Origin of the sequence: Amycolatopsis sp. FBCC-B4732 (genome assembly GCF_023008405.1) — a bacterium.
Classification (GTDB): Bacteria; Actinomycetota; Actinomycetes; order Mycobacteriales; family Pseudonocardiaceae; genus Amycolatopsis; species Amycolatopsis pretoriensis_A.
In genome coordinates, this window is the sequence record NZ_CP095376.1 from 8614396 (window position 1) to 8634713 (window position 20318).

Genomic DNA, 20318 nt, shown 5'->3' on the forward strand with positions numbered 1-20318 from the left:
TTTTCCGGCGGCTCACGCAGACCGTACCGCCGCTTCACGCAGGTTGTTCCGGCCCTTGAGCTTCATTTAAGGCAGATGCGCCGGATGGGTGACAGCTGTGCGCCGCGCTGTAACAGACCGCGCGCGATCCGTTACGCACCAACACCCAATCCGGACACCGAGGCGATTCCATCCCGGACGGACACCTTGGTCGAACGCAACGCCGAGACGTCCGCGAAGTACCGCAGCACCTTGCCGGCGTCGTCCCCGGAAAGCGGTTCGCACTCGTTGTCCGCGTTCCGCCGGACCGGGATGAGCTCGAGCCGCGCTTCTTCGCCGAACATGCAACCGGCCAGCAGCCCGTCGACGTGCCGCCCGCGCATCGCCGGCCAGTCGAAGACGAGGGTGCCGAGGCTGTAGAGGATCGGCCGGCCGCGGTGGACCTCGACGGCCTGGATGGTGTGCGGCCCGTGGCCCACGACCAGGTCGGCACCGGCGTCGACGGCGGCGCGCCCGTACGCGACCTGGTACTCGGTCAGCTCGGGCCCCGGCAGGCCCCAGTGCATCGAGACGACGACGTGGGCACTGTCCGCTTTGGCCCGTTCGACGTCGGCGACGAGCCGCTCCAGGTGCTCGGGCACCGGCGTCGTGCGGACGAGCGGCGGGCGGCCCGGGATCTCGGCAACGCGTGGATCGGGCTGGTAGGCCGTGGTCGCAAACGCTTGCGCGCATCCCGGGAAGTCCGGCAGCGCGCTCTGCCCGCGGGAGCGGAGCGAGGTGTACGCGAGGAACGCGACCTTCTCGCCCGGCCGGTCGAGCACCGCGGGCGCGTGCGCGGCGTCGATGCTCGCGCCGGCGCCGCAGTGCGCGATCCCGGCTCGGTCGAGGACCGGGAGGCTCGCCATCGCGGTGAGGTCGTTGGCGCACGAGACGACGTCGATACCGGCCGAAGTCAGCGCTTCGACGGCCTGCGCGTCGACGGGCCCTTCGAGGTTCACGAACCGGAGGTCCGCGCCCTGGAGCAGCGGGCTCAGCCGCTCGAACGCCGTCGCCGGGGTGGCCCGGCCCTGGATGTTGACGTCTCCGCCGAGTACCAGCGTGATCACGAAACCTGCTCTGCCGAACGAGTGACGACGAAAGTAGTTGTTACGAATCGTTGCATCTTTGTCTTCCTCCTCCTCACTTGCCCGGGGGACTATGCCACGACTGTTCAAGCACAAAGGGGACTCAGGGTGACCAAGACCCACAGATCCAAGGCCGCCTGCACGGTGGCCGTCGCGTCGGGCCTGGTGCTCGGCGGCGTGGCCGCGCCGGCCGCGCTCGCCGCACCCAGCGCGGACGCGGTCATCGCCGAGGTCTACGGCGGTGGTGGCAACTCCGGCGCCACGTTGACCAACGACTTCGTCGAGCTCGCCAACCGCGGTGCGGCGGCCACGAGCGTCGACGGCTTCAGCGTCCAGTACCTGCCCGCTTCGGCCAGCCCGTCGAGCACGTGGCAGGTCACGCCGCTGACCGGCAGCGTCGCCCCGGGCGGGCGCTACCTCGTGGCCGAGGGCAAGGGCACCGGCGGCACCGTCGCGCTGCCCACGCCGGACGCGACCGGCACGATCGCGATGTCCGCGACGGCGGGCACGATCGCCCTCGTCTCCGGCACCACCGCGCTGACCTGCAAGACCGCCGCGGACTGCGCGGCCGACGCCCGGGTCAAGGACGTCGTCGGCTTCGGCGCGGCGACCGTGCGCGAAGGCAACCCGACGGCGGCGCCGGCCAACTCGACGTCCGTCGCGCGCGGCGCGTCCCTCGTGGACACCGACGACAACGCCGCCGACTTCACCGTCGGCGACCCGTCCCCGACGAACACCAAGGGCGAAACGACCGGCGGCGGCAACCCGGGCGAACCGGGCACCCCGGCCAAGATCCACGACATCCAGGGCACCACGCGCCTTTCGCCGCTCAAGGACCAGAAGGTCAGCGGCGTCACCGGCGTGGTCACCGCGACCCGGACGTTCGGTTCGTCGCGCGGTTTCTGGCTCACCGACCCGAACCCGGACAGCGACCCGCGCACCAGCGAGGGCCTGTTCGTCTTCACCGGCTCGACCAGCCCGGCCGTCGCGGTCGGCGACGCGGTCACCGCGACCGGCACCGTCCGCGAGTTCTACCCGGACGCGCCGGCGACGTCGAACTACCAGTCGCTCACCGAGCTCGGCAGTGCACAGTGGACGGTCGACTCGCACGGGAACGCCCTGCCGGCGCCGACCGTGCTGAACCCGGACACCGTGCCGACGGCGTACGCGCCGTCGCCCGGCGGGAACATCGAGCCGCTTCCCCTGGAGCCGGCGAAGTACGCGCTCGACTTCTGGGAGTCGCACGAGAGCGAGGTCGTTTCGGTCAGCGACGCCCGCGTCGTCGGCCCGTCGAACTCCTTCAACGAGCTGTACGTGACGTCCAAGCCGGACCAGCACCGGTCCGTCCGCGGCGGCAGCGTCTACCTGGGCTACGACCAGCTCAACAGCGGCGTCCTGAAGGTGTCGTCGCTGATCCCGTTCGACCAGCGGCCGTTCCCGAAGCTCAACGTCGGCGACGTGCTGACCGGCACGACGTCGGGTCCCGTCGAGTACAGCAACTTCGGCGGCTACACGCTGTTCGCCAGTGTGCTCGGGACCGAAAAGGACAACGGGCTGCAGGGCGAGACCACGCGCAAGCAGCGGACGGGCGAGCTCGCGGTCGCGACGTACAACGTCGAGAACCTGGCCCCGGGTGACCCGCAGGCGAAGTACGACCGGCTCGGCGAGGCGATCGTGACGCACCTGGCGACGCCGGACATCGTGAACCTGGAAGAGATCCAGGACAACACGGGCGCGACCGACGACGGCACCGTCGCGGCGGACCAGACGCTCCAGAAGTTCACCGACGCCATCGTCGCCAAGGGCGGCCCGCGCTACCAGTGGCGCTCGATCGACCCGGTGAACGACCAGGACGGCGGCCAGCCGGGCGGCAACATCCGCGTGGCGTTCCTGTTCAACCCGGCGCGCGTGTCCTTTGTGGACCGTCCGGGTGGGACACCGACGACCGCGGTGGGCGTCGTCCGCGAGCACGGGAAGACGCACCTGACGGCGTCGCCGGGCCGCGTCGACCCGGCGAACGAAGCCTGGACGACCAGCCGCAAGCCGCTGGCGGGCGAGTTCGTCTTCAAGGGCCGCACGGTCTTCGTCATCGCCAACCACTTCAACTCCAAGGGCGGCGACCAGCCGACGCACGGCCGCTTCCAGCCGCCGGTGCGCAGTTCCGAGGTGCAGCGCGCGAAGCAGGCGACGGTGCTGCGCGGGTTCGTCGATTCGTTGCTGGCGGCCGATCGCAACGCGAACATCGTGGTGGCGGGCGACCTGAACGACTACCCGTTCTCGCCGGCGGTCCAGACGCTCACCGCCGGTGGCGCGCTGAAGGACCTGATCGCTTCCGTGCCGGAAGCCGAGCGGTACAGCTACGTGTTCGAGGGTCAGTCGCAGGTGCTGGACCACATCCTGGCGTCGAAGGCGCCGCGCGGGGTGGACTACGACGTCGTCCACATCAACGCGGAGTTCGCCGACCAGGCCAGCGACCACGACCCGCAGGTGATCCGGTTCCGGCCGGGCGCGGGCAACGCGGTCCTGGACGCGCTGAACGACCTGCTCGACTACCTGGATCAGATCTTCGCCAAGTAGTTCTCCTTGCAGGAGGCCACCTTCGGGCGCATCGCCCGGAGGTGGCCTTTTGCGTTTTGACACCTTCGGGTGACGAGGAAACCGCATAGGGTTGACCGCCGTCCTAGGTTGGACAGGACCACAGGGGAGGGGTGGCGTGGACGGGTATGCGGTGAAGGCCGACGAGCTGGGCAAGCTCATCGACGACCTCGGCACGGCGGCGGACCGGATGGCCGACGCGAACAAGAAGCTCGGCGGCGGTGGGGCGTTCGGATCGTTGGGGAACGCCGATCTGGGCAAAGCGGGCGTCGATTTCGAAGAGGCATGGGGTTACGGGATCGGTCGGCTCGGCGACGCGGCTTCGGAGATCACTGAACGGCTGAAGCGGGCGAAGCAGAAGTACGAGCAGGTCGAGGCGCAGTTCGGCGGCGAGCTGGCGAAGTTGGGCACGGCGGTGCTGGGTGACGAACCCGGCGGCGGGCCCGGCACCGGGACCCGCGGGCACTACTCCCGGGTCGGGCAGCCATCCGGCGAGGCGCCGATGGGCGACGGCATGGTGGGCGGCGGCGTCACCGGTGGGGTGCCGGGCATCAACGAGCTCGCCGACCGGAAGGACCCTGGCGGGGTGCCTGACGACGGTGTGGTGGGCGGCGGCGCGACCGGCGGCATCACCGGCATCCTGGACGGACTCGACCGATGAGCACGCGTGACTTCCCGGCTCTGGGCTTCGACCCGGCGCCCGGCGACTTCGACGGCGTCACCGACCTGGCGGGCAAGTACCGGGCGGTGAGCGAGGACCTGACCGAGGCCGACGACGCGTTGCGTCAGATCGTCCGGAAGCAGGGCATCTGGCAAGGCGAGGCGAGCGACGCGTTCGCCCGGCGCATCGGTCCGCTGCCGCGGTACCTAGAGGGTGCGGCCCGTTCGATGGGCGACGCCGGCTCCGCGCTCGAAGCCTGGGCCCAGCAGCTGGGTGACCTGCAGAAACGCGCATCGGATCTGGAGGCCCGAGCAGAGACGGCGGCGCAGGCAGCGGAGGCGGCGCGGGCGAACCCGGACCTCGCGCTGGCGAACCGGACGTTCCCCGACCAGCCGTCCTTGCAGATCGCGCAGAAGCTGCTCGACAACGCGGGTCGGCAGCTCCAGTCGGCGATCGACGGCTGCCAGAACATCCAGGACGCGGCGAAGCAGCTCCAGCAGGAGCACACGGAGGCGGCAGGCCGGGTAGCGGAGGCGTTGCGGAAGGCGAAGGAACTGGCTCCGGACGAGCCGGGATTGCTCGACAAGCTGGGTGACGCGGCGGGCGGCGCCCTGTCCGACTTGGCGAACACCATCGCGGACGGCGTGGACGACGCGTGGGACTTCGTGCAGGACCACGCGGAACTGCTGTCGAAGCTCTCGGACGTGATGGGCGACATCGGCAATGGCCTCGGAGTGCTGAGCGACTGGATCCCCGATCCGGCCGGCGAGGTCGTCGGCGCGATCGCCACCGGCGTGGGCTTGGGCGCTCTGGGCGGACATGCGCTTGCGAAGACCGCCGGGGCGGATGTTGCCACCGAGACCCTGACCTTCGATGCCCTCGGAGCGGTCACGTCGCTCGCGGGCATGGTGCCAGGCGTGCCGACTTGGGCCCTCAAGCTGAGTACCTACGGCCTGCCGGCGGAGCAACTCACGGGCGAGGTGGTCGCGGGAGCGACCGGCAAGAGCTTCGAGGGCCCGTGGGGTGACTTCAAGAGCTACTGGGTTCCCAAGGACGCCGGCGAGTGGGCCGTGGCAGGAACGTCGATCGTTGCCGGGCCTGCTCCGTGGGCGGCGGTGGCGTTGGGCAACGCGACCGAGGCCGGTATCCAAGCCGACAACGCGCCCGGGCGGCGCCGCGAGCGCGCGGAAGACGAGGTGTGGAACTGATGCCTCTGCAAATCGACCTGCCGCCCGGCTTCGCCGGGATGCCGGTGGGAACCGACGACAAGATGAATCGCGGCCACGCCTGGACGGTGGCCGAGAACCTGGCGGCCGGCGCCGGAACGAGCATCGAGCAGTTCGGCAGCTACCTGATGGCGCTGGTGCCGACCATGCAGGCCAATGGCATCCGCGTGTTCGGCAAGTTCGCGGTCGGCCGGCGAAAGGGTGATGTCGCTACCCTGACGCTGGGGGTGGTCCAGTGGCCGGAGACCTCGCCGGGCAACCGGGACGCCCTCGTCGCGGCGATGGCCGCCGAGTACCGCACGAGCCACCCGCGGTCAGTCGTTCAACCGGTGCGCCTGCCGATCGGGCCGGCGATCGTCGCGTTCAGCGGGGGCGAGTTCCGCTTTCCCGAAGCGGACGTGCGCACCCAGACCAAGGCCGAGTACCAGATCCCGCTGCCGGACGGCCGGTCCGTGGTGATCCTCTCGGTGGTCGCGGAGTCGGAGGACGCCTGGCCCGCGGTGGCCGAGGCGACGGCGAAGGTCGCGTGGAGTCTCCGCAGCGAGCAGGAGAACGGATGACGGGCGTGGTGGCCGCCGCGGCGACGGACTCTCCGACGTCGCCGGCGGCCTACGTACTCGGCTTCATCGTGCTCGGCGGCCTCTTGGCCGTGGGCGTCACGGTCAACGTCATCCGGTTCAGGAAATCCCGGAAACCCCGGGAACACCAGATGGCGATCCTGGCCGCACGACTCGACGGCCGTCGACAGGTCTACGTCCGGTTCGACGAAGTCGGCTTGGACCAGGGTGATCTCCTTCGGGTGGGGTACAGCCGGGGGTATGGTCTGATCGAACACAAGGTCGGGAAGTACTACGAGTTCGTCTACGCGCCGAACCAGGCTCAGCCGGGGAGGCCGGGGCCGTGGGCGATCTGAATCTCGCGGCACGGTGGGAGACCTGCTCCAGGTCACGTCAGCCGGGGCAGGTGGCATGAGCGGCAATCCGCAGTTGATCGAAGAAATGCGCTGGCAGCTCAGGCAGATCGAAGAGCGCAAAGCCGACAACCAGCGTCTCCTCGCCGGGATCGCGGGGAGCGAGCACACCACCGTCACCTCACCGGATCGGTCCGTCACCGTTCTCGCTGGGCCCGGTGGTGTCGTCAGCGAAGTCCGGCTCGCGCCCGAAGCCATGCGGTTCGACGCAATCACGTTGAGCCGGACCATCACCGCCGCCATCCGGGAAGCGGTCTCCGCCGGGAGGCCGCTCGCCCAGCCACCGGCACCGCAAGCGCCACCGGCGCCGCCACAACGGCCGCGCAGGCAAAACCCGGCTGACGACGACGAGCCCTACGACACCGTCTTCGACGTCTAGGCCGGCGGGGGCTGCTCTCCCCGCTGTTTCGACGCCGCCCGCTTGGCGCGCCAGCCCAACGCCAGGACCGCCTGCACCAGCTCCTGGTAGCTCGGCTTGACCTCCTCGAGGTACCGCTCCAGGTACGCCGCCCGTGCGGTCGTGACCGGACGTGGTTCGTCGCCCGGGTCGAGCCACATCAGGCCCTGGATGTTGTGCAGGGCCATCTTCCACCAGCGGGTCGCGCGTTCGGCCGCGCGGTTCTCGCGCTCGGTGGCCACCTCGATGGCCGTCCGGGCTTCCTCGATCTCCGCGGTCAGGGCCGCTTCGCGGGCGAGTTCCCACTCGCGCAGGTTCTCCGCCGAGCCCCGGGAGAGGGCGATGATCTCCTTGTACCGCATGGCCGCGGTGGCGCCGTCGTCGGTCATTGGGCGTTCTCCGGACGCTGGAACGGGATGATCACTTCAGGGGCGCCGTGGGTCGTGCGGTCGAAGAACAACGCGCGGCCCGGGCGCGGTGACCAGTGCACCACCTGGCCCGCCGCGAACGGGGACAGCTCGTTGCCCTGGACGTCGAGAGCCGCCCACGTGCCGATGTCGTCGGTGCCGCCGAAGCCCAGCGTGTCCTTGAGCCGGGCGATGCTGCGCCACCAGCCGATCGTGTGGATGCCGTGGCCGGGGCCCTGCTTCAGGATCACGCGCAGGTGGTCCAGCCCGCTCTTCAGCTGGCCGACCGCCTTCGTCTCCAGCGCCGGCAGCGCCGCGTCCACCCCGTACAGGAGCAGCACCTTCGCGCCACCGGAGATCGAGCCCGTCATCGATTCCAGGACGCCGGTCAGGTCGTCCACCAGCGAAGCCGCGTGGCCGTCTTCGCGCAGTCGCTCGGTCAGCTCCCACGCGGCCGGGGCGCACGCCTCGATCGGGCAGCTCAGCACGAACTCGACCTCGCCGTTTTCGTACTGCCGGGACAGCGAACGCGCGGACGAGTCCATGATGGACAGTGCCTCCGCGGTGGCCGAGCCGAGCACCGCGACGTTGCGGCCCGGCGCGCGCGGGAGGTCCACGCCGCACGCCGTTTCGGTCACGTCGATCGACTGGCCGAGCAGGGCGCGCGGCTTCGAGTTCGGCTTGAGGTCCAGGTACGCCGGGAACTGTTCCAGGATCGGCTGGTGCGCGCCGTCGAACAGGCGGGGGCGCGGGAAGTGGCCCGCGTACTGCTCCCACAACCGGTGCTGGAGCCGGACGAACACGTTCTTGCTGCTCGCGTCCGGCACGTGGGCCAGCTGGTTGCCGTGTGCGACGCCGGAGTCGTGGTTGATCACCGCGTGCCACTTCGGCGCCGACACCGCCGCGTTGTTCGTCTCGGCGAGCACGCGCCGCGCCTTCGGCATCGCGATCCGCAGCGTGCACTGCTCGAACACCGCCGGCTTGCCCCAGAACGCTTCGATGCCGGCGACGTCCTGGCTGGCCAGCACCAGGTGGATGCCCTGGGACCGGCCGCGCCGTGCGATGTCCTCCAGCAGCTGCGTCGCCGTCGCGGTCACCTGGTCGCGGCCCGCGAACAGGTACTGGAACTCGTCGATCACCGCGACGATCCGCGGCCAGTGCCCGCCGGGGTCGGCTTCGCGGAGGTCGGCGAGGTTCGTGACCTCGTGCTCCTTCGCGGCCGCGGACCGGCGGCGCAGCTCGTCGGCCAGGAAGCGCAGCAGCGCCAGGCCGAACTCGCGGTCGGTGTTGACGTTGACGCCGACGAGCCGCGCGTGCGGCAGCCAGCTCGCGTCCTTGCGCCCCGGCGCCAGCCCGGCGAACGAGACGCCTTCCTTGAAGTCCAGCAGGTACAGCGCCAGCTCGTCCGGGGTGTACCGCGCGGCCATGCCGCCGAGCAGCGCGTACAGGAAGTTGGTCTTGCCCGAGCCGGACGGGCCGCCGATCAGGACGTGCGGGCTCGCGTCGCCGATCACGACCTCGACCGGCTCGCCTTCGAAGAACCCGACCGGGGCACGGAGTTCTCGCGCGGAGCTCTCGTGGCCCAGCTCCGCCGGCAGCAGGTCGTCGAACGAACGCGGGCCGCCCTGCTTGGCGATCAGCGCCTTCGCGATCTTGTCGATGGCGCGGATGACCTGCCCGGACGGCATCGGCGGATCGAGGTCGACGAGGAGGTCGGTGCCGGTCATGCTGCTGATCGCGTGCCGGTCGTCGGTGAGGCTCAGCGTCTCGACCGGCGCGCTCACGGCGGTCGGCACGTCGACCATGATCAGGCAGATCCCGGCGGCCAGCGCGCCGCTCGCGACGCGCTTGAGGTCGCGCGCGCGTTCGGGTTCGAGGGTTTCGCCGTTGCCGTAAAGCACGACGATCCGGAACGGCTCGCCCCGCTGCTCCGTCTTCTGCCGCATCTCCCGCAACGACGTGTACCCGGCGGACATGCTGTTGGCGTGGATCCGGCGGATGTGGCCGGCCAGCTCGTCGAGGAGGTCCTCGAGGCGCCCGGGGTCGTACAGCGAAAGCGCGCTGGTGTGGCTGAGCGGGTAGAGGTCGGGCAGGATCGCGGTCAGCTGCCCGATGTCCCACAGGTGCACGCGCACCGAGCCGGGCTCGAACGTCGAGAGCACGCGGACCAGCAGGTTCTGCACGATCCCGTCGATCGCCGGCCGCGTCTTGGGCGCCGACGAGATCGCCAGGTGCGACTCGTCGAGCAACGGGACGGCGACGTCGAAGGTGCGGGTCGGGTCGTTGCCGGCGGCCGTGGCCGAACCGACGCGCCACAACCCCGGCGACGTCAGGCCGGGGTTGTGCCCGACGGTGCCGAGCCAGTCGCCCGGCGGCAGCCCGGCCGCACCGGGTGCGTTGTGCGCGACCAGGTCCCGCAGCGTCGCGGGCCCCTGGCTCCAGTCGGTGTAGAAAGCGCTTCGCACACTGCCGAGCGCACCGAACACTTCGTGCGCGGCGGGGTGGCGGGACCATTCGTTCTGCTGCTCGGCGCCGGCGTGGTTCATGCCGACGTGGACGATGTCCCGTTCCAGTTCGAGCTTGGCGAGGTCGGCTTCGGCGGCTTGACGCGCCCCGGCCGCCGCGCCCAGCACCAACCCGATCTGATGGCGGACCCGGTCGAGTGCGGTTTCGACGCGGTTGCGTTGCTCGGCTGACTTGTTGGCCATCTGCGTCCCCAAGAAAAAGTGTCCCTAGCAGGATTACAGGCGCGACCGGTATCCGCTCACCAGGTCTTCGGCAGCGGCCAGCCGGACGAGGAGCTGATCCAGCCCCTCGCCCGCCTGGGCGTACTGCGAAGGGAGCCAGGGATCGGCCTTGGCCTGGGCGTCCACGAGCGCCTGCCGGGCTTCCCCGAGCAGGCTCGTGGCCCGCTCGGAGTGGGCGCGCGCATCGGCGAGCCCAGCCACGACCGAGGTCAGCAGCTGGTGGAGTTCGGCGAGCGTCATCCGGCTAGAGACGCGCCGAGTAGGAGTCAGCTGAGGAAATGCTTGCTTGGACGGTGCTCTGCAGACCGTTGATGCCTTGCAGGGCTTCCGCCAGCAGTCCGTGCGCCTGGCTCACTTCGTGCTGGCTGCTGCCCTGCGTCGCTTGTGCGAGCGACTGCTGGGCTTCTTCGAGAGACTGCGCTGCCTGTTGCAGAGCGGCGATGCTCGCGGACGCCTTTTCGTTGGCGAGCGCGATGCCAGCGCGGATCTCTTCGACTCCGGCCATCGGGCCTCTACTCCTCGAAAATCTCTGGTGAAGTGCGGGACGGTTCCATTGAAACAGATCCAACGACTCAGCGTGATCATCTGACTTTGCCGAGTGATCGCGGGTCCGGAATCAGCAAGGCCCCGGACGTGGGACGTCCGGGGCTGGGCCGATCACGGTCTGTGCGGGGGTCGTCCCGGCACCAGTACCGCGCACTGAAGTCGCTGGCCAGCGTCACCCCAGGTCAGAGCGGTTTTCGTACCACTGCTGGCCTTTCTCGACAGGGGGCGGGCGAGGTGGGGCTGAGACTAGCGCGAGCGGAGTAACCCGTTTCGCCCAGCCCTGCCCGTGACTCCACGTGCCCGAGCGGAAAAGCGCAGCACCGAAGAGGTTTCACATTTCGGGCGGCCGAAAATCTCCGGTGAGCAGCGTTGACGGCGCTACGCGGCCAGGGACGGCGGCTGCGGACACCGGCTGCGGACACCGGCGGCCGATCATTTTGACGGCGCGTGCATCGCCGTGGTCGGGCCGCTCGGGCTCAAGTGGAACGGCCCGAAGTCGACGTGAACGCCGAGTAGCCCGACCGCCAAGAGGACGGAAGCGGCGTAGCGCGGTCCGGCTCCCGGTTGGGGGTCGGGGCGGGCTGTGTGGTCATGACTGGTTCACCCTTCTCGCTCGTTCGGTAATCCCGTCGGTCGAGCTGTGCGAGATGGAGGTCGGCGCCGTTGAGCTGCGTGGTGAGTCTCGGCGCATCGGGGATCTTTCGACTGCGGTCACGGTCTCTAGTCCTCGATCTCCGGTCTCCTACGGGCGTGGTTCCAATGAAACGGATCCAACTACCCAGCGTGATCATCCGACTGCGCCTTGACGCCGATCGGAGAGTTACCTGTCGCGCAGCCGGAAATCCCAGACGAGCAGTGCCGGCACGTCCCGCGCCGCCGCGCGGGCCGCGTCCGGCACCAGGGCGGCGAGGCTCCACGGCCAGAGCTCCCACGGGCCCGGCTCGGTCGTCGCGGGGGCCGGGTCTTTCGCCGGCAGGCGAGGTTCTTCGCACCGAAGCGGGGTGAACCCGGCCGCGAGTGCGGCGCGCAGGTAGTCGCCGACGAGGTGGCGGTGCGAGGTGAGGCGGCCGGGCCGGCCGTCGGGGCCGCGCAGCGACGGGATCGAGCCGCGGGCGACGGACTCGGGGTGGACGTCGCACAGGATGGCGTGCCCGCCCGGCCGCAGGACGCGGGCGAACTCCGCGAGCACGGGACCGAGGTCGGCGACGTGGGTCAGCGCGAGGCCGCAGGTGACGAGATCGACCGAGGCGTCGTCGACGGGAAGATCGGTGAGGTCGCCGAGCCGGAAGTCGGCGCCGGGCACCCGTTCCCGGGCACGCGCGAGCATGCCGGGCGAACTGTCCACGCCGACCACCCGATGCCCGCGCGCGGCGAGGATGGCCGAGTAGCGCCCGGTTCCGCAGGCTGCGTCGAGGGCGTCGCCGGGGTGGCCCGCGAGTTCTTCGAGCCACGGCTCGTCGAGGGCGAACGCGGCGTTCGCCGGGTCGTCGTAGGTCGGTGCCCAGAGGTCGTAGCCCGGCACCGTGCCGATCTGTTCGACGTCGACGCCGTTGGCGAGGGATTCGTCGTCGAGGAGGCGGTGGACTTCGGCGAGGCGGGCTTCCGTGAACTCGCGGTCGAACTCGCCGGTGAAGCCGCGCAGCAGGGCGAGGCCTTCGATGCCGATCAAGTAGGCCAGCGGGTGCTCGTACGTCACGAACCCGGACGTTGGGGGTGCGGATCCGGGGCGGGCCACCGGTTTTCGGGGCACCGGGGGCGGAAACGACGAAACGCCGGGCGCGCGGCCCGGCGTTTCGCCTGATCAAACGGCGGAGGATACAGGATTCGAACCTGCGAGGGCGTGAACCCAACACGCTTTCCAAGCGTGCGCCTTAGGCCGCTCGGCCAATCCTCCGCAGGAGACGATACCGGATGCCCTTCCCGCGTCTCGAAGGTGGGTCAGCGCGTGACGTCGGCCACCACGCACGTGATGTTGTCCGGTCCGCCGCCCTCGTTGGCCAGGCGGATCAGCTCCGGGATCGCTTCCGCCGGGTCGGTCGGCGCCGACAGGACTTCTCGCAGCTTCGGTTCGCTGACCGGGCCGCTCAGGCCGTCCGAACAGAGCAGGTAGCGGTCGCCCTCGGCGGCGGGGAACGTCCAGATGTCCGGGTCGCCGGAACCCGCTGTCTGCAACGCCTTCATCAGCAACGAACGCCGGGGGTGGGAGTCCGCGTCCTCGGCCGCGACCCGGCCGTCTTCGACCAATGCCTGCACGAGGGTGTGGTCGCGGGTCAGGCGGCGCAGCTCGCCGTCGCGCAGCAGATACCCCCGGGAGTCGCCGATGTGGGCCGCCGCGAACTCGATGCCGTCGAACATCAGCGCCGTCAACGTCGTGCCCATGCCGGTGGTTTCCGGCTCCTGCGCCGCCACTTCGTGCAGGCGGTCGTCGATCGACTTGACCACGCCGGTCAGCGTCGCGGCCAGGTCGACCCCGGTGAGGTCCACCCGCCGGAGGTCGACGTCGAGCTCGCGCAGCACGTCCACCGCCGTCGCGCTGGCGACCTCGCCGTGCGGCTGACCGCCGATGCCGTCGGCGACGGCGAGCAGGCGGGAACTCGCGTACACCGCGTCTTCGTTGATCCGGCGACGCTGCCCGACGTCCGACCCCGCGGCGTACCGCAGGACGTACCGATCGTGTGTCATGTTCCCCATGTAAGCATTGGTTGACTGAGTTCACAACCATGTCGGCTGAATGGAGCATCCTCCGATAGAGTCCTCGCCATGGACGACGACGCCACGGTCAGCGCGGCCGACATCGCGCGGCTCGCCGGGGTCGGCCGGGCCGCGGTGAGCAACTGGCGCCGCCGGTACCCGGACTTCCCGCAGCCGGTCGGCGGCACGGCGTCGAGCCCGTTGTTCGGCCTGTCCGCCGTCGCCGCCTGGTTCGCCGCCCGCGGCAAGCCGTTCGAGCTGAGCGAGGGCGAACGCGCCTGGCAGCGCCTGCGGGCCCTCGGCGACGACCTCGACCTCGCCGAACGCGTGAGCCGTGCCGGCGTCTTCTTCGCCTTCCAGGCCGGTCTCGTCGACACCTTCGACCGCGAGCTCGACGACCCCGAGCTGCTCACGCTGCTCAGCGAGATGACGCACCGCGCGGGCCCGGTCGAAGCGTTCGAACTGCTGTGCCGCCGGTACTTCGAGGCGCATTCGCGGCGGCTGTCGGCCACGCCGGAGCCGATCGCCGAACTGATGGCGCGGCTCGTCGGCCCGGTCTCGACGATCCTCGACCCCGCCTGCGGCTTCGGCGCGCTCGCGCTGGCCAGCGGCGCGAAAGCCGTGCTGGGGCAGGACAGCGACCCGATGACGGCGTCGATCGCGGGGCTGCGGCTGAAGCTGCGCGGCATCGAGGCCGAGGTCCACCCGGTCGACGCGCTGCGCGAAGACGCCTTCGCCGGCCGGACCGCGGAAGCCGTGCTGTGCGACCCGCCGTTCAACGAACGCGCCTGGGGCCACGACGAACTCGTCGGCGACGAGCGCTGGGAGTACGGCCTCCCGCCGCGCGGCGAACCCGAGCTCGCCTGGGTCCAGCACTGCCTCGCCCACGTCGAACCCGGTGGCGCGGTGGCGATCCTGATGCCGGGCGCGGCGGCCGGGCGGCGCAGCGGCAAGCGCATCCGCGGCAACCTCCTGCGCGCGGGCGCGGTCCGCGCGGTCGTCACGCTGCCGCCGGCCGGGCCCGACCTCTGGCTGCTGCGGCGCCCGGTCCCCGGCGAACGCCCGCCGTCCACCGTGCTGCTCGGCGAGGCGGGCGACGAGCTGTCCACAGTGGACGAAATGTGGCGGGAGTTCCGCGCGCACCCGGAAGCCGGCGTCCGGATCATCGACCTGCTCGACGACGACGTCGACCTGACGCCGGCCCACCGCCGCACCAGCGACGAGGATCCCGGCCAGGCCTTCGAGGCCGTCCGCGGCCGGTTCGCCGAGCTCGTCCCCGAGCTGCCGCCGCTCGAAGCGGCCGACGGTGAGCCCGCGTTCACGACGATCGGCGAGCTGGTCAAGGCCGGGATCGTCGAGGTCCGGCACGCGGCGGCCCGCGCGGACGCCGAGCACCCGCTCGCCGAAGCGGGCGACGTCGTGGCGTCGGTGACCGGGATCGCATACGTCCACAGTGGACCGACCGGACCGGTGGGCGCCGGGCTCACCGTGTACCGCGTCGACCCCGGGCGGCTGGACGCGGACTTCCTGGCCGGCTGCCTGCGCGCGGCCGACCTGCCCGCCGCGTCCGCGTCGACCCGGATCGACAGCAGGCGCGTGCGGGTCCCGCGGGTCCCGATCGCGGTCCAGCGCGAATACGGCCGGGTCTTCCGCGACCTCGCCGCGTTCGACGCCGTTCTGCGGCAGGCGGCCGAAACGGGTCGTGAGCTGGTCCGGCTAGGCTTCGCGGGACTTGTCGAAGGACGGCTCAGGCCGGGCCGTTAGGGGAACGGATGCTGATCGCCGACCGCTACGAGCTCGACGAGCTGCCGCTCGGCCGCGGCGGGATGGGCGCGGTGCACGGCGGGTTCGACCGCAGGCTGGGCCGGCGCGTGGCGATCAAGCTGCTCCGGCTGCCGGGCCGCGACGAAGAGCTGGAAGCCCGGTTCGCGCGCGAGGCGCGGATCCTGGCGACGCTCGACCACCCCGGCGTGCCGACGCTCTACGACTACGGCACCCACGACGACCGGTTGTTCCAGGTCATGCAGTTCGTCGAAGGCGTGACCGTGGCCGACCTGCTCGCCGAGCACGGGCCGCTGCCGGTGCCCTGGGCCGCGGCGATCGCGGCGCAGGCGTGCGCGGTGCTGACCGCCGCCCACGCGCTCGCGGTGTGCCACCGCGACCTCAAGCCGTCCAACCTGATGCTCGGGCCCGACGGCGGCGTGAAGGTGATGGACTTCGGGCTCGCCGTGCTGCGGGAAGCGGACGCGGCGCAGTTCACGCGGGCCGGGCAGCTGCTCGGGACGCCGTCGTACATGGCGCCCGAGCAGATCCAGCGGGGTGGCGCCGAACCGCGCAGCGACCTCTACGCGCTCGGCTGCGTGCTGCACGAGATGCTCACCGGGCGGCGGCTGTTCGACGGGCCCACGGCGTACGCGGTGTTCGAGCGGCAGGTCAAGGAGCTGCCGCCGCCGGTCCGCGGGGTGCCGAAGCAGCTCAACACCCTGCTCGCCGAAGTGCTGGCGAAGGAGCCCGAGGCCCGGCCGTCCGGCGCGGCCGAGCTGTACGAGCGGCTCGGCGGGTTCGTCGGCGGGCTGCCGCCGCTGCCCGGGTTCCTGGTGCCGGCGTCGGTGCCCAGTCCGGGCCGGATGTACGCGCGGATGCTGGGGCGCGTCAGCGGTTGAGGGCCGCCGGGCGCCGGTCGGCCAGCGGCAGGCCGCGGCGCTGGACGCGCAGGTAGGTCGTCGCGTTCTGCACCGCGATGCTGACGCCGAGGGTGAGCGCGATCGACGCAGTGGTCAGCGGGCCCGCGACGCCGAGCGCGGTCCCGAGCGCCACCAGCCCGATCCGGGCCGCGACGGTCAGCGCCCACAGCCCGACCGTGACCAGCGAGCCCCTCTGGAACGTCGTGCCGGCGCGCTCGGTGAGCGTCGTGGTCGTGCTGCGCAGGACGCCCAGCCCGGCGAGCACCACCAGGTCGGCGGCGAGCAGGCCGAACTCGCCGGCGGACGCGCCCGGCAGCGCTTTCAGCGTCAGGTAGGCACCCACCGCCGTGAGGACGAGCGGCAGCGTGACCAGCGACTTGCGGTCGAGCAGCGTGCCGCGGACCTGCCGGTAGACGACCCGGTAGAAGACGAGCACGGCGATGGCGGCGTAGAGCAGGACGTTCGCTGCGGTGGGCATGGCTGGCGGCTCCTCGGTTCGTCGGGTGCTCCCAGCGTCGGCGAACGGCGGCCCGGTTTCGTCGGCGTGGGGGCCGGTCCCGGGTGGATTCCGGCCTCAACCCCCGGGTTGACCCAAATCGTGACCTTCACCGACGAACCTCGACCGGGTGAGCACCGTCTTTACCGATGTCCCAACGCGATGATCGAGACACTGGGGGTACCGGACGTGAAGAGGCTTCTGGCGGGAGCGGCCGCGCTGGCCACCGCCTTCGTGCTGGCTGCCTGTTCCGGTGGCGGGGGTGCGGCCGGCGGGCCGAACGCCGGCGGCGGGGCCGTCGCGGCCGCGGGCACCGGCGGCGGGACGCCGACGACGTCGAGCGCCACCCCGACCCCGACGCCCACCCCGGCGACGTCGAGCGCGACCCCGGCGCCGGCGCCCACGACGTCGAAGCCGGCTCCCGTCACGACCAAGCCGAAGCCCAAGCCGAAGCCGGCGCCCGCGGCGAACCCGGGCGTCCCGTGCGCGGCGGCGGCCGCGGCGCCGGGCACCGCGGCCTGCGTCGACATCTCGGCGCACCAGGCGTGGCTGCTGCAGGGCGGCAAGGTCGTCTACGGGCCGGTGAAGATGCTGCCGGGCCGCAAGGGCAACCCGACCCCGACCGGCACGTTCCACGTGCTGTCGAAGGAAAAGATGCACCTGTCGAAGGAATTCGACAACGCGGAGATGCCGAACTCGGTGTTCTTCTACCCGGGCGACGCCTTCCACACCGGCAGCCTCTCGGTGTACTCGCACGGCTGCATCCACCTGTCGGCCGCCGCGTCCCTGAAGTTCTTCAACACCTTGCACGTCGGTGACGTCGTGCAGGTGGTCCCGTAACGCGTTACTGACCAATACGGACAGTAGGTCACAGTCCGATAAATTCACTCTGACGAGTGCAACTGGCCCCCCTGCTCAGGCGATAAGTGATCGTTTGGGAAGGGGGGCCAAATGGCCTTGCGAAAACTTCGCGCACTCCGTCACGCCTTCGTGGCGGCAGTATTGACCGGGGCGATGCTGCCCGTCGTGGCCACGGGGGTGGCGACGGCGGCGACTGCGCTCCCGCAGGGGTTCGTGCTGCGGGACACCAGCGCCGGACTGGGGCAAGAACCACTCACCGACTTCGGGTACCTGCCGGACAACTCGATGCTGGTCACCGGCAAGAACGGCACGGTCCGCTGGCTGTCGGCCGACGGCTCGGCGGGCCAGTTGCTGGCGAAGCTGCCGGTCCGCACCAACGAGGACCTGGGCCTCGTCGGGCTGGCCGTCGCACCGGACTACGCCACGTCGCACACCATCTACCTGACGCGGTCGATCAACCAGACCAGCGGCTTCGTGATGCGGATGGCGCGGTTCACGGTCACCGTGGACGCGGCGGGCGTGCCGAGCGGGCTGACCGGCGAGCAGACGCTGTTCGAGGTGCCGGGCATCTTCAACGTGCACGGCCTCGACGAGGTCGTCGCCGCCACCGACGGGACGCTCTGGCTGTCCATCGGCGACAACGGTGACTTCCGGCAGGCCGACCCGGGTTCGCTGCGAGCCCAGGACATCAACCAGCCGTACGGGAAGATCCTCCACCTCGCCGCCGACGGCAGCGGGGTGCCGACCAACCCGTACTACGACGCCGCCAACCCGGGCTCCACCGCGAGCAAGGTGTTCGCGCGCGGGTTCCGCAACCCGTTCCGGTTCAGCATCGACCAGAACCTCGGGCTGCCGGTCGCCGGGGACGTCGGCTGGAACGCGTGGGAAGAGGTCGACGTCGTCCAGCGCGGCGCCAACCAGGGCTGGCCGTGCTGGGAAGGCAACCACCCGACGCCGGGCTTCAGCGGCCTCGCGGGCTGCGCCGGCGTGGCGAACCAGCCGCCGATCTTCGAGTACCAGCACGGCAACGGCATCATGCAGGGCAACAGCGTCAGCGGCGGGATCGTCTACAACGGATCCAGCTACCCGGCGGCGTACCGCGGTTCGTACTTCTTCGGCGACTACGTGACGCACAAGATCTGGACGATGCGCTACGACAAGCAGGGCCAGCTCACGCAGGCCCCGGAGAACCCGCCGGTCTTCACCGACATCGGCGGCCCGGTGAAGTTCGCCGCGGCGCCGAACGGCGACATCGTCTACGCGGACATCCTGACCGGCAACCTGCGTCGCCTGAGCTACTCGGCCAGCAACACCGCGCCGGTCGCCAAGGCCACGTCGGTGACCGACCCCGACACCCGCACGGTGACGTTCGACGGCTCCGCTTCGGTCGACTACGACAACGACACGCTGAAGTACGACTGGGCCTTCGGCGACGGCAGCACCCTCACCGACGGTGGCCCGAAGGTGTCGCACCCCTACGCGGCGGGCACCGAGTCGTTCACCGCGAAGCTGACCGTCCGGGACCCGCTGGGTGCCACCGACACGACCAGCATCGCGGTCGCGCCGGGCAACCACACCCCGGTGATCACCCTGACCACGCCGGGTGATTCCGCGACCTTCGCGGTCGACCAGCAGGTTTCGCTGGGCGCCACCGCGACCGACGCCGAAGACGGCACGCTGCCGATCACCTGGACCACGGCGGTGCGGCACTGCCCCAGTGAGGCGACCTGCCACTCGCACCCGGGCGACGGCGGCACCGGGGCGAGCTTCGCGGCGCCGTTCACCGAGCACCCGGACTCCCGCATGGAGTTCACCGCGACGGTGACCGACAGCGCGGGCGTCACCACGTCCAAGACGTACACGGCGTGGCCGCGCCGGCACCGCGTCACGCTGGTCGGCACGCAGCCCGCGGTGCTGAAGATCTCGGTCGCGAACAACGCCAACACGGCGCTCGTCACCGAAGGGGCGTCGTTCGACGTCGTGGCCGAGTCGCTGGCCATCGACGGCGTTTCGACGTTCACCGGCTGGCAGGGCGGCCCGGCCGACAACAAGTGGATCATCACCGTCGGCACGAGCGACATGACGCTGACGGCGAACTACGCCACGCCGATCGACCAGCGCTACAACGCCGACCCGGCGCTGCAGGCGAAGCTCGGCGCGCCGACGGCGCCCGAGGTCACCGACGGCCCGGTCCACTACCGGGTCTACGCGAACGGGCGGCTGTACTGGAGCGCGGTGGGCGGCACGAAGTACGTGACCGGCCCGGTGCTCGACAAGTACGTCGCGTTCGGCGGCCACAGCGTCCTCGGCCCGCCGACGTCGGACACCGCGACCACGCCGGACGGGGTGGCGCAGTACAGCCACTTCGTCAACAACGGCAACGTGGGTTCGATCTACTACACGGCGGCGACGGGCGCGCACGCGCTCTACGGTGAGATCCGCAAGAAGTGGGCGGCGCTGGACTACGAGCGCGGGCTCGGGTACCCGACCACCGACGAGGCCGGGACGCCGGACGGCGTCGGCCGGTACAACCACTTCGTCAAGGGTGGCAACGTCGGCTCGATCTACTACACGGCGGCGGACGGCGCGCACGCGATCTTCGGCGAGATCCGCAAGAAGTGGGCGGAGCTGGGGTACGAGCGCGGGCTCGGGTTCCCGATCACCGACGAAGGCGCGACGCCGGACGGGGTCGGGCGGTACAACCACTTCAGCCTCGGGCACTCGATCTACTACTCGGTGGCGACCGGTGCGCACGCCGTGAAGGGCGAGATCCGGAAGAAGTGGGCGGCGCTCGGGTGGGAGCGGTCCTACCTGCGCTACCCGACGACCGACGAGTACGTGACGAACGGGTTGTACCGCAGCGACTTCCAGGGCGGCTACATCACGTTCACGCTCGCGGGCGGAGCGGTCGACCGTCCTTGGTGAACTGATCGG

18 protein-coding genes and 1 tRNA gene are annotated in these 20318 nt (G+C 70.8%); 10 read left to right on the forward strand and 9 right to left on the reverse strand.

The annotated features are described in order from the left end of the window. Positions 1-131 precede the first annotated feature (131 nt). A complete protein-coding gene (locus MUY14_RS38910) occupies positions 132-1085 on the reverse strand; it encodes a CapA family protein (RefSeq protein WP_247017069.1) in 954 nt (317 codons plus the stop codon). Between the two features lie 126 nt (positions 1086-1211). Between MUY14_RS38910 and MUY14_RS38915 the strand changes: the two genes are divergently transcribed. The 6 genes from MUY14_RS38915 to MUY14_RS38940 all read left to right on the forward strand — a co-directional run bounded on the left by MUY14_RS38915 (position 1212) and on the right by MUY14_RS38940 (position 6934). Further along, a complete protein-coding gene (locus MUY14_RS38915) occupies positions 1212-3680 on the forward strand; it encodes an endonuclease/exonuclease/phosphatase family protein (protein WP_247017071.1) in 2469 nt (822 codons plus the stop codon). Between the two features lie 136 nt (positions 3681-3816). After that, positions 3817-4359, forward strand: a complete 543-nt coding sequence (locus MUY14_RS38920; protein ID WP_247017073.1) for a hypothetical protein — start codon at positions 3817-3819, stop codon at positions 4357-4359. Beyond that, the gene (locus MUY14_RS38925) at positions 4356-5567 is read left to right on the forward strand and encodes a WXG100 family type VII secretion target (protein WP_247017075.1); all 1212 of its coding nucleotides are present in this window, start codon (positions 4356-4358) and stop codon (positions 5565-5567) included. Before MUY14_RS38920 ends, MUY14_RS38925 begins: the two co-directional genes overlap by 4 nt. Next, positions 5567-6145 (forward strand): hypothetical protein, encoded by a 579-nt coding sequence (locus MUY14_RS38930; RefSeq protein WP_247017077.1) that lies wholly within the window; start codon positions 5567-5569, stop codon positions 6143-6145. Before MUY14_RS38925 ends, MUY14_RS38930 begins: the two co-directional genes overlap by 1 nt. Beyond that, positions 6142-6498, forward strand: a complete 357-nt coding sequence (locus tag MUY14_RS38935) for a hypothetical protein (RefSeq protein ID WP_247017079.1) — start codon at positions 6142-6144, stop codon at positions 6496-6498. Before MUY14_RS38930 ends, MUY14_RS38935 begins: the two co-directional genes overlap by 4 nt. Before the next feature lie 55 nt (positions 6499-6553). Next, entirely contained in the window at positions 6554-6934 is a 381-nt protein-coding gene (locus tag MUY14_RS38940) for a YbaB/EbfC family nucleoid-associated protein (protein WP_247017081.1), read from the forward strand. Here MUY14_RS38940 and MUY14_RS38945 read toward each other — a convergent pair. The 7 genes from MUY14_RS38945 to MUY14_RS38975 form a co-directional block, all read right to left on the reverse strand. Next, positions 6931-7341, reverse strand: a complete 411-nt coding sequence (locus tag MUY14_RS38945) for a hypothetical protein (RefSeq protein ID WP_247017083.1) — start codon at positions 7339-7341, stop codon at positions 6931-6933. The genes MUY14_RS38940 and MUY14_RS38945 overlap by 4 nt on opposite strands. Continuing rightward, entirely contained in the window at positions 7338-10067 is a 2730-nt protein-coding gene (locus MUY14_RS38950; RefSeq protein WP_247017085.1) for an FtsK/SpoIIIE domain-containing protein, read from the reverse strand. The genes MUY14_RS38945 and MUY14_RS38950 overlap by 4 nt, the downstream gene beginning before the upstream one ends. A gap of 33 nt (positions 10068-10100) precedes the next feature. Continuing rightward, positions 10101-10346 (reverse strand): hypothetical protein, encoded by a 246-nt coding sequence (locus tag MUY14_RS38955; RefSeq protein WP_247017087.1) that lies wholly within the window; start codon positions 10344-10346, stop codon positions 10101-10103. Positions 10347-10350: 4 nt separating this feature from the next. Then, the gene (locus MUY14_RS38960; protein ID WP_003056176.1) at positions 10351-10611 is read right to left on the reverse strand and encodes a hypothetical protein; all 261 of its coding nucleotides are present in this window, start codon (positions 10609-10611) and stop codon (positions 10351-10353) included. Between the two features lie 861 nt (positions 10612-11472). Continuing rightward, positions 11473-12348, reverse strand: a complete 876-nt coding sequence (locus tag MUY14_RS38965) for a class I SAM-dependent methyltransferase (RefSeq protein WP_247017089.1) — start codon at positions 12346-12348, stop codon at positions 11473-11475. A 113-nt stretch (positions 12349-12461) separates the two neighbouring features. Further along, a tRNA-Ser gene (locus tag MUY14_RS38970) sits at positions 12462-12546 on the reverse strand. Positions 12547-12590: 44 nt separating this feature from the next. Beyond that, positions 12591-13334, reverse strand: a complete 744-nt coding sequence (locus tag MUY14_RS38975; RefSeq protein ID WP_247017091.1) for a PP2C family serine/threonine-protein phosphatase — start codon at positions 13332-13334, stop codon at positions 12591-12593. Between the two features lie 78 nt (positions 13335-13412). On the opposite strand from MUY14_RS38975, the gene MUY14_RS38980 reads away from it, so the two are divergent. Together MUY14_RS38980 and MUY14_RS38985 are read left to right on the forward strand one after the other, a co-directional pair. Continuing rightward, positions 13413-15107, forward strand: a complete 1695-nt coding sequence (locus MUY14_RS38980) for a class I SAM-dependent DNA methyltransferase (RefSeq protein WP_247017093.1) — start codon at positions 13413-13415, stop codon at positions 15105-15107. Between the two features lie 8 nt (positions 15108-15115). After that, positions 15116-16006 (forward strand): serine/threonine-protein kinase, encoded by an 891-nt coding sequence (locus MUY14_RS38985; protein ID WP_247017095.1) that lies wholly within the window; start codon positions 15116-15118, stop codon positions 16004-16006. Here MUY14_RS38985 and MUY14_RS38990 read toward each other — a convergent pair. Further along, complete coding sequence (locus MUY14_RS38990) at positions 15996-16505, reverse strand: hypothetical protein (RefSeq protein ID WP_247017097.1); 510 nt, start codon at positions 16503-16505, stop codon at positions 15996-15998. The two genes, MUY14_RS38985 and MUY14_RS38990, sit on opposite strands and share 11 nt — an antisense overlap. Positions 16506-16712: 207 nt before the next feature. On the opposite strand from MUY14_RS38990, the gene MUY14_RS38995 reads away from it, so the two are divergent. Both MUY14_RS38995 and MUY14_RS39000 read left to right on the forward strand, forming a co-directional pair. Continuing rightward, the gene (locus tag MUY14_RS38995; protein WP_247017099.1) at positions 16713-17363 is read left to right on the forward strand and encodes a L,D-transpeptidase; all 651 of its coding nucleotides are present in this window, start codon (positions 16713-16715) and stop codon (positions 17361-17363) included. Positions 17364-17474: 111 nt separating this feature from the next. After that, entirely contained in the window at positions 17475-20309 is a 2835-nt protein-coding gene (locus tag MUY14_RS39000) for a PQQ-dependent sugar dehydrogenase (RefSeq protein WP_247017101.1), read from the forward strand. Positions 20310-20318: the final 9 nt, after the last annotated feature.